Source organism: Methanomicrobium sp. (assembly GCF_055145805.1).
This window is the reverse complement of the sequence record NZ_JBSREC010000041.1, coordinates 1-13,354: the sequence shown is the minus strand read 5'-3', so window position 1 is coordinate 13,354 and position 13,354 is coordinate 1. Positions and strand designations below refer to the sequence as shown.

The following is a 13,354-nucleotide window of genomic DNA, read 5'->3' as shown; positions in this document are numbered from 1 at the left end:
GGCCTCTGTGCATTCGGGATGACAACAATTCTGTTAAGCATCCACAACGCAGGAATAACCGCACTTAGCAGCCCGATCATTGCAATGGCCCTTCTTTACGGCGGACTTGCCCAGCTAATCGTCGGAGTTATGGAATGGAAGAAGAACAATACATTCGGAATGGTAACTTTTGGGAGTTTCGGACTCTTCTGGATATCCTTTGCGGCAATTTTGATTATGCCCGAGCTTGGAATTGCAGCAGCACCAACAGCGGTTGACATGGCGGCATTTCTGGCCGTCTGGGGAATTCTTATCTTTGGACTTTTCATATGCACCTTAAAAATGCACAAACTTTTGTATATCACTCTGGCAGCAGTCGTCATTTTGGTGGTGCTGCTTATTGCGGCAAACTTAACAGGCATCCATATAATTCATACACTTGCAGGTGTTACAGGCATTGTTGCAGGCCTGCTTGCACTCTATATGGGTATTGGAGCAGTAATAAACGAGGTTTATGGCAGCCGGGTTCTCCCGGTATAAACACAAATCCTTATTTTTTCCTGATCTCTAAGCGAAATATTACAGATTAATAAAAAGTATAATAACCAAATTAACAAGTGCAATATAAATTTACAGATTATTTTAAAAAAAAAAGAATAAAGATAATATCTATATAAATCTAATTTCAATTTGTGAATTTTTATGATAGAATCAAAATTTAATATTCCAATCAAGATTCAACATTTAGGGGCAGTAGATGATGCAAGTATTGAATTAAAACCACTTACTGTTTTTGTCGGTGAAAATAGTACAGGAAAAACTTATACAGCATATTTAATCTCATATATATTTAGCAAATATGCATATTCAAAATATCAGAGTTTATTGAACGATGATGAAGATTATATAAAATACGAAGAGATAGAATTATTATTGGATGATCTTTATAAAAAAGGGATTGCATCATTTGATTTAAAGAAATTTATCGAAAAAAATAGTAATAAATATTTTAATTTTATTTGTGAGGATATTGTTCAAAACAATTTTAAGGACTTTTTAGCTTCAGATACTTTATTATTTGATGATCTGAAGGTCAACCTAAATCTCGAAGAAGTAAAAAAAATTCAATATTCACGTTTATCTCCTAAATTTCTTCAATATATGTCTGAAAATGAAAATAATTTTGAGAATGAAAAAAAATGTGAATCTTACAAATTCATGGAAATTGATAATGAAAAATTAATCATTAAATTTGAAATAAATCAAAAACTTATAAAAACTGAAGAAATTCGTCCAAAAACATATGAGGTAATTCTTCAATTATTACATCGTTCAATATTTAATGAAGTCTATTTTTTAGGAGCTGAGAGAACAGGGATGGCTCTTTTCTATCATACAGTAACTAAACGAAAATTAAGGGGTAGAAATATAAGAAATAGTATATTTAGAAAACCAAAGGATAAAGTGAATAAAGAAGATATTAGATTCCAATTTTCACAACCTGTCCAAGAATTATTTGATAACGTAAAAACAATTTTTAATCCATATTCTGAAAATATAAAGGATAAAAGAATAATTGATAAAACTGAAATTAACCAATATCTAAAATTTGCTGATATCCTTGAAAATCAAATATTAGGAGGAAATATCTCTATAAAAAAAGATGATGAAGATATTGTACGAAAATTAATATTTAATTATCAGACCGACTGTGAAATTCCTTTAGATATGACGATTACCTCTTCAAGTGTAAAGGGATTATCCCCTTTAATATTATATTTAAAATATTTTATTGAACCTAATGAATTAATAATTATTGATGAACCTGAAATTAATCTTCATCCAAAAGCACAAGTTCAATTAATCGAGTTGCTTGCAATGTTAGCAAATTCAAAAGTAAATATCATCATAACAACCCATAGTCCATATATAATTGATCACCTGATAAATCTCATGAAAGCATCTAATTGCACAAATAAAAGTGAGATCGCTCAAAAATTTTATTTAGGAAAAGAGGAGGCCTTTATCGATAAGGAGAATGTATCAGCCTATTTGTTTGAAAGAAATTCAGCAATTGACATATTGAGTAAAGAAGGAGAAATTAATTGGAAGACATTTAGTAGAATATCCGAAGAAATTACAGACTTATATTTTGAATTGGATGATTATTATGCCCTTTAATCTTTTAGTGACTACTTGTGCCTGTAAAGAACAGAAATGGCGATATAAACCAAAAGAAGGAGCGCACATATATATTGATGCTTTGGAAAATGAGCATGTAATATTCTTTGAAATCGACGAAAAAACTAATGGAACTTCACAATTTAGAAAGCATTTTGAAATGGATAAAGATAATGAAAAAATATGTGATTTATTAATTTATTATTTTACCGAATCTAAAAATTTCAATATTAAGCGTGATTATAAAATAATTTGTTTAGCTGAGTCAAAAAGCAAAATGTCAGATGATGCAATCGAACAGATAAAAAATACTTTTAGTCATTTAAATAATAATTTTTCAAAGGACAGTGATTCTAAAGCACAATGCTATAATAAACCGATTATTTGGTGTGCATATGTAGCTACAACCAGTTTTGGAGCAGGTCAAAATCTGAGAAGAAAAGAATATAGAAAAGCATTGAAAAATATAGCAGGTATTAAATATTCGGATGTTTCTGAAGTTGAAAATATTGGAGAATTTTTAAGAAATTGCTCTATAAAATTAGAAAACGAGAAAAAAAGATGAAAAATCAATCTTATTATTAAACACGAATTACTTTAGCTGCGATAAAACCTAATTTTAATATTTTTTCCCTTAACCTGATACAGATTATTTCGTCCGAAATTTTTTTAGGCATATATATTTAAAGACATGAATTTTTTTAAAGATCAGGCTTGGATTTATAGCAGGGTTCTTCCGGTTTAATCCCAAATCTTTTTTTTCTAACAGGGATGAGTGATAATGCAGACCACTACCCCCAGGTTTTCTCTAAATAAAACCAGAACGACTTAAAATAAACAAAAATGCCAGAATAATTATTTCCGAAAGAATACTACAGTTAATGATTTTATCCCGAATTAGAATATGCCTGTTCTTTCCCCACGGTATCCGTGTGAAAACATCCTTTCCCGTTTTGTCGGAATCATTATCTGTCTCTTTCTTCTTCCCGGTTAAATCCACAAGCAAACCTAAGGCGGCTCCAATAATTGCACCGCCGAATGGTAATGTACAGAACAACAAACCTGTGTTTAATGGAGCAAAAAACGGCATAAGCAGAATAAATAGCGAGAACGAAGGAAGAAACAGGGCAACGCCCAGGATAAGAAATATCAGTACACACTGGCTTAACCATACACCCGCTGAGCCTGAAGACAAAATAATTCCGAGAGTAAAAACAACTGAAAAATATACAAGACCGGTCAGTCCGTATAAAAATCCTGCCTTTATTGATTTTTTTGTGTAATTCCACTTATCTAAAATTTAAATCCCTAAAGTAATATTTACACACAAATATCCTAATACTTTTTTGCTTAAAAAAATCAGGATTTCTCAGGAGCCTGTCTTTTTTACCTATTCCCGGTTAGCCCAGAGTACACAGCCGCCTTTGAATTCTGTTAAAAGCCCGTGATTCTCCCTTATCTTTTGCAGAAGCTCTGAACGAAGGGCCTCTTTTAGCGGCATCTCTGTAAGATTTCTATCAGAGAACGGAGCAGCAGGACATGCTTCAAGACTGCCATCCGGGCTTACATGCACAAAGCCGCGTCCGGCCGCAAGACATCCTCCATATTCGTCATCTTCGCCCGGAAACCCTATAAAAACCGCAGGGAACTTCTCTGAATACTGCCTGATTTTTTCACGAAGAAGTGACTGCTGATCTTTTGTCAAAACAAGATTTTTTGTTCCCTCTTCAATCGGAACATACTCAACAAAAACGAATGCTAAAACACCTCCTGAGACCATATCGCTGATGAAACTCTCATCAGTTACAGTGGCGATGTTTTCTCCTGTTACCATCAGGGAAGATCCAAAAAACATCCCCCTTTTGGAAAGACTCCGGCATACATTCATGAGTTTTTCATATGTACCTGTCCCCCGCCTGAGGTCATTCTCCTCCGAAAATTCCTCAAAACTTAGCATAGGGACGATATTTTTGCATTTACCAAGGATTTTTACCGCTTTTTCATCTATTAAAAGCCCGTTTGTAAAAACCGGAAACAGGATTTCAGGATATTTTTTTGCTATTGAAATTATCAAAGGCAGTCTCAAAAACGGTTCACCGCCGGCAAAAACAACGGCTGACACACCAAGCTCCTTTGCCTGTCCGATAAGGATTAAAAGCTGTTCATCAGTCATATCCGCTTTTTGAGAATTGCATGAACGCGAATTCATATAGCATCCCCTGCATGTCAGGTTGCACCGGGATGTAAGTGCCACCATCATAACACCCGGAACCATTACCCCTTTCTTTTCGTATTCTGAGCGTCTTACCGCAGCTTTCTTCTGATGATACGCTATTTTCATACCGGTAAGAATCAGTCCCGGATTTTTTGAGGCAATCTTCTGTGCATTTTTGATTGAGGACTCAATAACGCCGTCAAATATATCCCGATATGATCTTTCTTTGTTTTTTTCGCTCATTTTTATGGCAATTCCTGTTTTATCCCAAGATGTTCATATAGTGAATCCGTTCCGGGCTCATATCCCAGGAAATTTTTAAGGAGCACCATGCCGTCATCCATATTTCCCTTTGATAAAATCTCATCCCTGAATTTTAATCCCAGAGTCCGGTCTGTCATCCCCTGCTTTTTGAACTCATCAACAATATTAAGGGCATAGACCTTCGACCAGAGATAGCCGTAGTATCCGGCATCGTATCCGCCCATCAGGTGACCAAACGATGCCGGCTGATGAAGCCCGGGAACCGGCCTTGTGCCGGTTACATCCTCATACGTCTGATACCAGACTTTTGTCACATCAACCGGTCCTGTTGCGGTATGAAACCGCATATCCTCAAGGGAATTTAGAAGCAGGCGGGTGAATAAATTCCCTGTTCCAACCTTTCTCGAGGCAATGATGCGATCACGAAGAAAAACAGGAATTTTTTCAGAAGGACCGGAATAATGACCGGATATTGATTCCAGCACATCAGGACTCCATACCCACTCTTCAAGTGCCTGTGAGGGGGTTTCGACAAAATCCCACTCCACATCGTATCCTGAGAGGGTGCCGTACGGTGCCGTTGTTAAAAGATAGTGCATCGCATGCCCGGTCTCATGAAAGAGCGTCTCAATCTCATCTATTGTCAGAAGAGAGGGCCTTATACCCTCAGGTTTGTGGAAATTGCCAATGATCGCCATGACGGATTTTGTATATCTGCCGCCTTTCATCCTTCCGGCTGTAACATCAGAGGCACAGAAATGCCCGTACTTCCCCTCACGGGGATAAAGATCAAGATACAGATATCCGATTCTCTCATCACTGATCTGATCTTTTAACTCATAGAGAAGGACATCAGCAGACCATACAGAAACATCTTTGACCAGGGAGAATCTGATGCCGAAAAGCTCCCCGTATAATTTAAAGAGTCCGGAAAGGACAGTATCAACCGGGAAATATTCCCTTACCTCATCCTCATCATAAGAATACTGCTCCCTTTTCTGTATATCCTGAAGGTACATGACATCCCATGCTTCAACCGAAATCGCATCCGGGTCGCATTCTCTTTTTATAGCGAAAAGATCTGCCATTTCGCCGGCGTATTTCACCCTCAGTGGCGTCTGCATTGATTTTAAAAAATCCATAACTGCTGCGGTGCTCTTTGCCATCCTGCCCTCAGTTTTGTAATCAGCCCATGTGGCATATCCAAGCTCAAGTGCAATCTTCTGCCGCAGAACTATCGCTTCTTTTAGAAGGGCAGTGTTTGCATCCGCCTGCCGGTTGTTGTACGCCTCATACATCCTCCTGCGGGTTTTGCTGTTTTTGGCATACTTCATAACAGAAAGATAGTCAGGATACTTCAAAGTGACATAATAAATGCCTTTTTCAGTCTCTTCAAACGCCTCCACCGATGATGCGGGGATTCCCTCAAGCTCACCGGCAGTGAATTGGAGTGTTGTTGTATCGCTGTTTAAATTAGCGGAGTAGCGGGTTTCAAGCCCTGCAAGCACCTTTTTCATCTCCCGGACTTTTATGAGCTTATCTTCTGAAAGTTTCAGCCCGTTCTTCTCAAATTCCCGGATTGTTACATCATAAAGCCGCGATTCATCAGGATTTTTGGGTTTCTGCTCACGGAGGACGTCATAGAGATCACGCCTTGTATACACTCCAGTGTAAAACACAGACGATGACTCCTCACACGACATCCCTTCGGCTGCAATCTCCGTGTCAGGATACACATATCCCATCAGGGTAAGAGGACTGACTGCATCAGAGTAGTCAGTCATAATTTCGTCGAATGCAATGAAAGTGTTGTCAAAATTCTGCTCACAGGCGGGTATTTTTACAATGGCTCCTAATGAGGCAGATGCAGTCTCCTCTGCGGCTTTGCCAAGCTTTGTAATTTCGCCGGGAGAGTAATGTGTCTGTATGGGGCTTTTATTCATGGAAGATCAGTTGCATTTTACTTCTGTCTGAAAACTGATAAAAAGTTGTATATAAACCTGAAAAGTCTGAAAATAAAAAATTTGAATTTCTTATGAGAACAGGAATTTATTCTGGTCTCAGACTCTGATTACTTTCGGCGGAATTTTGCCTTCAGCCTGCGGCTTTTCAAGAGGGTATCCAAAGACTATCGTCCCTATCGGACTGTAGCCTTCGGGAATCCTAAATTCTGCCATAATTTCACTGTTTTCGTATGCAGGGTCTGTTGCCCCCACAAAACAGCTGCCGATTCCAAGTGCGTGTGCGGCAAGCATCATGTTTTCTGCGCATAATGAGCAGTCAATATCCTTAAAACGGTTTTTAGATTTTCCCAAAATCAGAATCACAGTCGGTGCATTGTAATAGATTGAAAAGTTCTCACTCTCAAGCATCTGCTTAAATGTATTGGACATTCCTTCATTGGCATCCTTCATGTGCGATAACAGAATCGGTATGCAAAAGTCCGATACCTTCCTTAAAAATTTTTGATCCTGTATAACAACAAATGCCCACGGCTGAATGCCAAGTGCTGATGGTGCATATGTCCCGGCAAGAATAATTTTTTCAAGAATTTCATCAGGTATCTGCCTGTCTTCGAATTTTCTGACACTTCTGCGTGTCATAATGGCGTCAAGTGCTTCCATTGTTTTTCCCTCCCGATAATCTTCTGCTGGGTTTTAATAGTATATATAGAGTAATCAGCACTGCTTTTAGGTGAAGCAAGGGTGAATTTTAACAGATATTCAGGATATTTGTCTCATAAAAAAAGTGAAGGAATATTCCATATAAATAGCCTTTTCCTTTATTATTTCTTCATTTAAGGCTGCTTTATGAAAATTTACAGCTTTATGCCCTTCTGAAACTCCATATCAGATATCTTAAGATCAGGATGCCGGTATCGTCCCCTCTCCTCCGTTCCCCTCAGAACATTGAGCTGTATAGCCTCAACAGGACAGAAATGAAGGCAGGCACAGCATAGCTCGCAATGGTGATTCCACTGCGGTTTTCCATCTTTAATTCTGATATTTTCAACAGGGCATACCTTCTCACATATACCGCATGAGGTGCATTCATCCGAGACATAGAATTTTGTGCCTGAATCCTGCACATTTTTTGAGAAAGAAGGGTATGTTATGAGTTTTAAAACTGAGGAAAACGGGGCAAATTTTGGAGGAACATCTTTTCCCTCACTTATTTTTTCCACAATCTCATCAAGACGTTTTTCTGCATTCGCAAGAGTAACCGCTTCTTTTTCTGCTGATGAAGTTATCCTGACAGGCGGAAAATTCCCAGGCATTGCCACGCTAAAAGCCGCGTTGAGCGATTTCCCACACCTTCTTTTAAAGATGCCATTAAGCTGGTGAAGTGCGGAAACTCCTATTCCGCCAAAAGTCACAATAGCAAATGTGTATTTTGCTTTTGAGAGTGAAAGCCGCTCTGCAAATTCGGCAACAAGAGCAGGCACCCCTAAGTCATAGACCGGGCAGACTATGCCGATTCTGTCACATTCGGGAATTACCTCACCCTCTGTTTCCCGCAGGGATGCTATTGATACAAGTTCTGTATCACCAAGCGAATCTGCAATCTTTCGTGCAGCCGCAAGCGAGTTTCCGGTCCCGGTAAAATAGTAGATTATGGTTTTCATTCAGAAACACCGGCGGATTTCACAGCATCAATCAGGGCATCTATCCTTTCCTCATCCTGCACGGTGTTTCTGTCAAATACGAACTCTCCTGCGATTTTTACATTCTTTTTTTCAAGCTGTTCTGCAAGATGGGGCAGGGTTTCCTTTGCCTGTGCACCACATGTCGCAAAGAGAACAGCCGTCTTTCCTTCGCATCCGTTAAGGGTCTCTATTGCCGCATTTATTGAAGGTGCGGCCCGAAAAGCCCAGACAGGAGTGCCGATTACAATTATATCAGAATCTGTTACATCAATTGATGCAGGCTCGATATCATCACTCTCCCCCTTCATCGCACGGTAACACCCGAGCGAATATGCGGTTATCTTTGAATAGGGTTTTTTTGCCTTAACCTCAACAAGTTCGCCCCCGCATTCTTCCTGAATTTTCTCCGCCACACCCCGGGTTACACCGGAATATGAATAGAATATGGTTTTTACTTTCATGATTTTCCCCTCATTTTGTTGTCCCTGTTGCATTTTTGTATGACACTTTCCAGCAACAGGTTAAAATTTTCCTGGTACTTTGACATTCGTTCCCGGTTAAATGACAGATACACGCGAAAGCCTTCCTTTTGTGATTCGACGATATGAACATTTTTTAGTATTCTGATATGTTGTGAGACAGCCGGCTGTGAGATGCCGAGAATCTCTGCAAGATCAGATATACCGAATTTTCCGGTTGAATCTGATGCCAGCAGGTAGATTATCCTCAGCCTGTTAGGATCACCGAGGGCTTTGAATACCCCTGCCATCTCGGGAACTATCTCACGCCCGCTGCATTCATCGCATGTTTTACATTCGTCCATGTGAACTACATAAGTGTTTAATTATAGAGTTATATACTTTCTGCAGGTCAGAAATGATACGGAAAAATTAAAAATTTATATGAAAATTAAGGATTGATCTTTTTACAGGAGGAGCACTCGCGGGTATAGGGAGAGATAAGTCCGCCGCAGAAAATACAGGTATGTCTCTTTCTCTCATCGGCGATAAACCGGTCAGGACCTGAAATTGTAAGCCTTCTGATATTATCTGAAAGGTCAATTCCATATTTTGTAAGATATCGTTTGTCCAGATCCTTTCTTTTCTTACAGGTCAGATCACCACACTCTCCACAGTGAAGAATCTGTTTTTCCTCTACGCACATTCGGATTTTACATTTCCATTTGGATATACGCTTCTGGTTTTTGTCACTGCAGCCGCACCCTTTGCAATTCTTAAGATAACAGGCCAGAATAGCACAGCATACTCCGCATTTACCGATGCCGTCAGGAAACTTCTCCTCTTTCACACATTTATCTTCAGCATTTTAGCATATGAAGATTTTTGGTGCATGATTCAGCTGTGAAATTTCCTTTTCGCAGTCTTAACGCCACCCCTGCCTGAACCAATACAGGATGCAGGAGCTGCTATTTTGATATGAATGATGTAATCAGGAATCTGTTGTTTTTAGGGATATTTCGTAATCATACAGAATTATAAATCAGAGTTAACATTATTGCCTATCAAAATGTTACTAATTATTCCTAAGAGCAGGTGCATTTCCATTCACAAATGATGTAAAATATGACTTGTCTGATTTTTTCAAAGGCTGGCAATCAGCTGTGTGGGGAAAGGAAATTTATATTCCTATCTTCAAAACTGACAAAATATTAATAGGAGCATGTTACGTGACGATAAAACCGGGTGGCAATATATCTGATGATATACTGACGAACCATGATGACATTTCTATGCCGAAACTGTCAGAAAGATGCTGGATTATAATAATCATTGTTACAAGCGGCATCATCTTACTTTTAACATTTTTCAGTCTGCTCGCAGGCATTACAACCGTCTTCATGCATCTGTATTATTTTCCTATAATTCTCCTTGCATATCACTATCAGAAAAAAGGGGTTATATATTCCATAATTCTCAGCCTGCTGTATTTTTGTATAATTTTATGGTTCCAGCATTCGCATTCTGTCGAAATATTCAGTGCTGTATTAAGGGTTTTATCTTTCATAGGTATTGCTGTTGTAGTTGCCTTCCTCTCAATAATTATTTCACAAAAACAGCTGGAATACCGGAATGTGAGCCTTTTCAACGAGAGTATCGTCTCAAATATAAATGTCTGGCTGACTGTTCTGGATGAAAGGGGAAATATTTATGTGTGGAACCAGGCTGCAGAAAAAATAAGCGGATATAATGAGAAAGAGGTTGCCGGAGAAAATACCGTCTGGAAAAAACTCTACCCTGACCCCGAATACCGCAAAACAGTTACCGATACTGTTAAAAGTATTCTCAGTGGGGACAACCCGATTGAAAATTTTGAGACGGTTATTGAAGCAAAAAACGGGGATAATAAAACGATCTCATGGAACACCCGTAAAATTCCCTATGAAAATGAGATTTACAATCATTTTGTGGCAATCGGCATAGATATTACCGGGAAAAAACAGGCAGAGGAGAAACTCAGAAAGACTGAAACGGAGTACCGTTCTCTTATCAGCAACTCGGAAGATATCATCTCGGTTTTCGATACACACGGGAATTTTCTCTTCATCTCCCCGTCATTTTATACAGTACTTGGTTATCGGAAGGAGGAGAAAAAGATCAATAATGTACTGGATCTGATTCACCCGGATGATGTCCATAAAACCTTGGAAAGAATAAAACTGGCTTTTGAAAACCCGGGCCGGATTAACTCCGTTGAACTGCGGGTCAGGCACACAGACGGCTCCTGGCGGATATTGGAAGTTATTGGAAAGGTGTCTCCATGGGGGGAGCATGACAAAGCAGTCATAATAAACTGCCGCGATATAACAAGAAGAAAAGAGGTGGAGGAAGAGATCAGGACGCTGAATGAACAGCTTATTGATGAAACCGCTTCTTTAAACAAGACACAGAATGAGCTTCATCTCTTAAACGATGAGCTTGAAAAGAAAGTGCAGGAGCGGACTTCTGAACTGAAACAGGTAAACCTGACTCTTACCGAACGCAATCTTACATTAAAGATAATTAATGACATCACCCTTTCACTTCTCAAAGTACAGGATGAGACAGAATTCATACCACTAATCTGCAGTGAGCTTGTCCAAACGGAGTGGTATTCACAGGTCTGGCTCGCCGCTATCAATGTAGATGATAAAGTAGGAATTGTAGCAACTGCCGGCGATGAATGTCCGGAATTTTCAAAAAATCTTGCAGGCGGGCAGTTACCTGCATGTACTGATCAGATACTCAAATCCGGAGGAGAAAAAATAATTATCTCTCCGAATCCCGCCTGTGCCGGATGCCCTCTCTCCCGGCTTCACAATGACCGGCTTTCAATTGTCGCGAGACTTGATGCAGGGGAGACAACCGTAGGAATGATGGGACTTACATTAAAATCAGAGATCGTTTCTAAGGATCAGGAAACAAAGCGTGTTGCACAGATTGCACAGGAGATCGCATTTGCCATCCTTTACCTGAGAACAAAAAAACGCCAGCAGGCAGCATATAACCAGATTACAAAAAACCTTGAGCAGCTTGCAATCTTAAATGATCATATCAGAAATCCCCTGCAGGGTATAGTCGGGTATGCAGGCATGGGTGAGGGCGACCTGTTCAAAAAAATTATTGATTTATCAATGGAAATCGACTCTATCGTCACAAAACTTGACGAAAGCTACCTGGAATCCAAAAAAATCCGGCACTTTATGGAACTTCATGAAAATATCGCATATAAACCGGACCGGATATCTGATGATTTAGGAGATGACGGGGACTGAAATTTCTTAATCATCTGTCACATTAATAACTGACATAAGGCAGATGACCGGGCATATTCCGCAACGGGTGCAGAGCGTCTCATCAACAAGTATTGTTGCCACTTTTTTGTGTTTTTTGTTTTTCTTATGTGACTGCACAACAGAATTCTTTTGGGTGGTTTTATACATCAGATGCATAACTTCCCGGGTTTTTCATGGATAAAAACCTGTTTCTAAGAAAAGTGAATTTACGATACAGGTGAGTCATATCGTTTTGCAATCAGACGGATTATGAGATACACAAAAGGTATTACAACAAATATTCCCATCTGAAACGGGAATGTATTTCTTCCCCCGCTTATAGCAAAAGTTGATACTGCCGAATCAAGAAAAAGGAAACAGAAGAATGAAAAAGCCAGTAATGCATTAAGAGTTGCGTGTTTTGGAGAGAAGATTATCAGATAGGAAAGGCATCCTGCCAAAACCCAACGTATGAGAAGATAAAGCCCGGCCGAAATACCCGCAATTCTTATTCCAAAAAACCAGCCTTCCCAGTTGATTATGAAAACCAGAAGAAAAAGCAATCCCCAGATTATTAGTTCTGCAGTTACGAGGTATTTTAGGATCTTATCAAATGTTATTATGACCTTTTTTTTATCTGTTAACAATTGCATGTTATTTCTCCTTTTGCCATGAACGAAGATTTGCTGAAGGTGTAGAAATCCGGACAGGTTTTTTCACGATATGAATTATATTAAAGGCATATTCGTATAAGTTTTTTCAACTTAATTCTGCCAAAAAGCAGGAGATTTTAAAACCGCTCCAGATTTTTAAAAAATCACCCGCAAGAGTTATTTATCTGACAGTCATAATTCCGGACTATGATAACACAGCTGCCGGAGAGCGAAGGTGCCAGCATCGGTTTTATAATCAGTGGAAAACTTAACGATGAGGATTACAAAGAGAATCTGATTCCGGTAATGGAGGAGGCAATAAAAACGCATGAGAATATCGGTGTGCTCTTTAAGATGGAAAATTTTGAAGGGTGGACTGTTCACGGTGCCTGGGATGATTTCATGTGCTGGCCGAAGTTCAGATCAGTTAACAAAACAGCTTTTCTTGTCGATGACAACTGGCATGAACTGGCAACCGGGGTCTTTAAGGCCTTTGGAGCTCTTTCACAGATTGATGTCAGATTCTTCCAGATGGATCAGATGCCACAGGCCTGGGAATGGTTAAAAGCTGAGTGAACATGTGTTTTTGAGGGAGTTGCTGAAAAAATACAGGACTATAAAATCCCTCTCTTTTTTAGTTCAAA

Annotated in this window: 15 protein-coding genes; 6 read left to right on the top strand and 9 right to left on the bottom strand. The window is 39.2% G+C overall.

The window, feature by feature from the left end; translation table 11 throughout:
* The 4 genes from ACTB1O_RS03350 to ACTB1O_RS03335 all read left to right on the top strand — a co-directional run.
* Nucleotides 1-519 (top strand): acetate uptake transporter (locus tag ACTB1O_RS03350; RefSeq protein ID WP_462993727.1); only part of this gene is annotated, 519 nt, incomplete at its 5' end.
* 162 nt (nucleotides 520-681) lie between these two features.
* Nucleotides 682-2,160 carry an AAA family ATPase gene (locus ACTB1O_RS03345; RefSeq protein WP_462993726.1) on the top strand — a complete coding sequence of 493 codons (1,479 nt, stop codon included), beginning with the start codon at nucleotides 682-684 and terminating at the stop codon, nucleotides 2,158-2,160.
* Nucleotides 2,150-2,725, top strand: coding sequence for a hypothetical protein (locus tag ACTB1O_RS03340; RefSeq protein ID WP_462993725.1), 576 nt, complete (start codon nucleotides 2,150-2,152; stop codon nucleotides 2,723-2,725). The genes ACTB1O_RS03345 and ACTB1O_RS03340 overlap by 11 nt, the downstream gene beginning before the upstream one ends.
* Nucleotides 2,726-3,092: 367 nt before the next feature.
* Complete coding sequence (locus ACTB1O_RS03335) at nucleotides 3,093-3,443, top strand: hypothetical protein (RefSeq protein ID WP_462993724.1); 351 nt, start codon at nucleotides 3,093-3,095, stop codon at nucleotides 3,441-3,443.
* A 107-nt stretch (nucleotides 3,444-3,550) separates the two neighbouring features.
* Here ACTB1O_RS03335 and ACTB1O_RS03330 read toward each other — a convergent pair whose 3' ends face one another.
* From ACTB1O_RS03330 to ACTB1O_RS03300, 7 genes are all read right to left on the bottom strand, one after another.
* Entirely contained in the window at nucleotides 3,551-4,618 is a 1,068-nt protein-coding gene (locus ACTB1O_RS03330; protein WP_462993723.1) for a radical SAM/SPASM domain-containing protein, read from the bottom strand.
* Between the two features lie 2 nt (nucleotides 4,619-4,620).
* Nucleotides 4,621-6,582, bottom strand: coding sequence for a M3 family metallopeptidase (locus tag ACTB1O_RS03325; RefSeq protein WP_462993722.1), 1,962 nt, complete (start codon nucleotides 6,580-6,582; stop codon nucleotides 4,621-4,623).
* 117 nt (nucleotides 6,583-6,699) lie between these two features.
* The gene (locus tag ACTB1O_RS03320; RefSeq protein WP_462993721.1) at nucleotides 6,700-7,263 is read right to left on the bottom strand and encodes a nitroreductase family protein; all 564 of its coding nucleotides are present in this window, start codon (nucleotides 7,261-7,263) and stop codon (nucleotides 6,700-6,702) included.
* A gap of 194 nt (nucleotides 7,264-7,457) precedes the next feature.
* Entirely contained in the window at nucleotides 7,458-8,264 is an 807-nt protein-coding gene (locus tag ACTB1O_RS03315; protein ID WP_462993720.1) for an EFR1 family ferrodoxin, read from the bottom strand.
* On the bottom strand, nucleotides 8,261-8,746 hold the full coding sequence (locus ACTB1O_RS03310; RefSeq protein WP_462993719.1) for a flavodoxin family protein: 486 nt from the start codon (nucleotides 8,744-8,746) through the stop codon (nucleotides 8,261-8,263). Before ACTB1O_RS03310 ends, ACTB1O_RS03315 begins: the two co-directional genes overlap by 4 nt.
* Nucleotides 8,743-9,108, bottom strand: a complete 366-nt coding sequence (locus ACTB1O_RS03305; RefSeq protein WP_462993718.1) for an ArsR/SmtB family transcription factor — start codon at nucleotides 9,106-9,108, stop codon at nucleotides 8,743-8,745. The genes ACTB1O_RS03310 and ACTB1O_RS03305 overlap by 4 nt, the downstream gene beginning before the upstream one ends.
* Before the next feature lie 86 nt (nucleotides 9,109-9,194).
* Nucleotides 9,195-9,593 (bottom strand): DUF3795 domain-containing protein, encoded by a 399-nt coding sequence (locus tag ACTB1O_RS03300; protein ID WP_462993717.1) that lies wholly within the window; start codon nucleotides 9,591-9,593, stop codon nucleotides 9,195-9,197.
* A gap of 379 nt (nucleotides 9,594-9,972) precedes the next feature.
* On the opposite strand from ACTB1O_RS03300, the gene ACTB1O_RS03295 reads away from it, so the two are divergent.
* A complete protein-coding gene (locus tag ACTB1O_RS03295; RefSeq protein ID WP_462993716.1) occupies nucleotides 9,973-12,057 on the top strand; it encodes a PAS domain-containing protein in 2,085 nt (694 codons plus the stop codon).
* A 6-nt stretch (nucleotides 12,058-12,063) separates the two neighbouring features.
* Here ACTB1O_RS03295 and ACTB1O_RS03290 read toward each other — a convergent pair whose 3' ends face one another.
* Nucleotides 12,064-12,225 (bottom strand): hypothetical protein, encoded by a 162-nt coding sequence (locus tag ACTB1O_RS03290; protein WP_462993715.1) that lies wholly within the window; start codon nucleotides 12,223-12,225, stop codon nucleotides 12,064-12,066.
* A gap of 59 nt (nucleotides 12,226-12,284) precedes the next feature.
* On the bottom strand, nucleotides 12,285-12,710 hold the full coding sequence (locus ACTB1O_RS03285) for a hypothetical protein (protein ID WP_462993714.1): 426 nt from the start codon (nucleotides 12,708-12,710) through the stop codon (nucleotides 12,285-12,287).
* Between the two features lie 207 nt (nucleotides 12,711-12,917).
* On the opposite strand from ACTB1O_RS03285, the gene ACTB1O_RS03280 reads away from it, so the two are divergent.
* Complete coding sequence (locus ACTB1O_RS03280; RefSeq protein ID WP_462993713.1) at nucleotides 12,918-13,286, top strand: SpoIIAA family protein; 369 nt, start codon at nucleotides 12,918-12,920, stop codon at nucleotides 13,284-13,286.
* Nucleotides 13,287-13,354: the final 68 nt, after the last annotated feature.

Excerpts from the sequence above, each read along its gene's own strand:
- ACTB1O_RS03280 (WP_462993713.1), top strand. The coding sequence starts at position 12,918 with ATGATAACACAGCTGCCGGAGAGCGAAGGTGCCAGCATCGGTTTTATA.
- ACTB1O_RS03320 (WP_462993721.1), bottom strand. The coding sequence starts at position 7,263 with ATGGAAGCACTTGACGCCATTATGACACGCAGAAGTGTCAGAAAATTC.
- ACTB1O_RS03290 (WP_462993715.1), bottom strand. The coding sequence starts at position 12,225 with ATGTATAAAACCACCCAAAAGAATTCTGTTGTGCAGTCACATAAGAAA.
- ACTB1O_RS03340 (WP_462993725.1), top strand. The coding sequence starts at position 2,150 with ATGCCCTTTAATCTTTTAGTGACTACTTGTGCCTGTAAAGAACAGAAA.
- ACTB1O_RS03305 (WP_462993718.1), bottom strand. The coding sequence starts at position 9,108 with ATGGACGAATGTAAAACATGCGATGAATGCAGCGGGCGTGAGATAGTT.
- ACTB1O_RS03310 (WP_462993719.1), bottom strand. The coding sequence starts at position 8,746 with ATGAAAGTAAAAACCATATTCTATTCATATTCCGGTGTAACCCGGGGT.
- ACTB1O_RS03345 (WP_462993726.1), top strand. The coding sequence starts at position 682 with ATGATAGAATCAAAATTTAATATTCCAATCAAGATTCAACATTTAGGG.
- ACTB1O_RS03330 (WP_462993723.1), bottom strand. The coding sequence starts at position 4,618 with ATGAGCGAAAAAAACAAAGAAAGATCATATCGGGATATATTTGACGGC.
- ACTB1O_RS03315 (WP_462993720.1), bottom strand. The coding sequence starts at position 8,264 with ATGAAAACCATAATCTACTATTTTACCGGGACCGGAAACTCGCTTGCG.
- ACTB1O_RS03285 (WP_462993714.1), bottom strand. The coding sequence starts at position 12,710 with ATGCAATTGTTAACAGATAAAAAAAAGGTCATAATAACATTTGATAAG.
- ACTB1O_RS03325 (WP_462993722.1), bottom strand. The coding sequence starts at position 6,582 with ATGAATAAAAGCCCCATACAGACACATTACTCTCCCGGCGAAATTACA.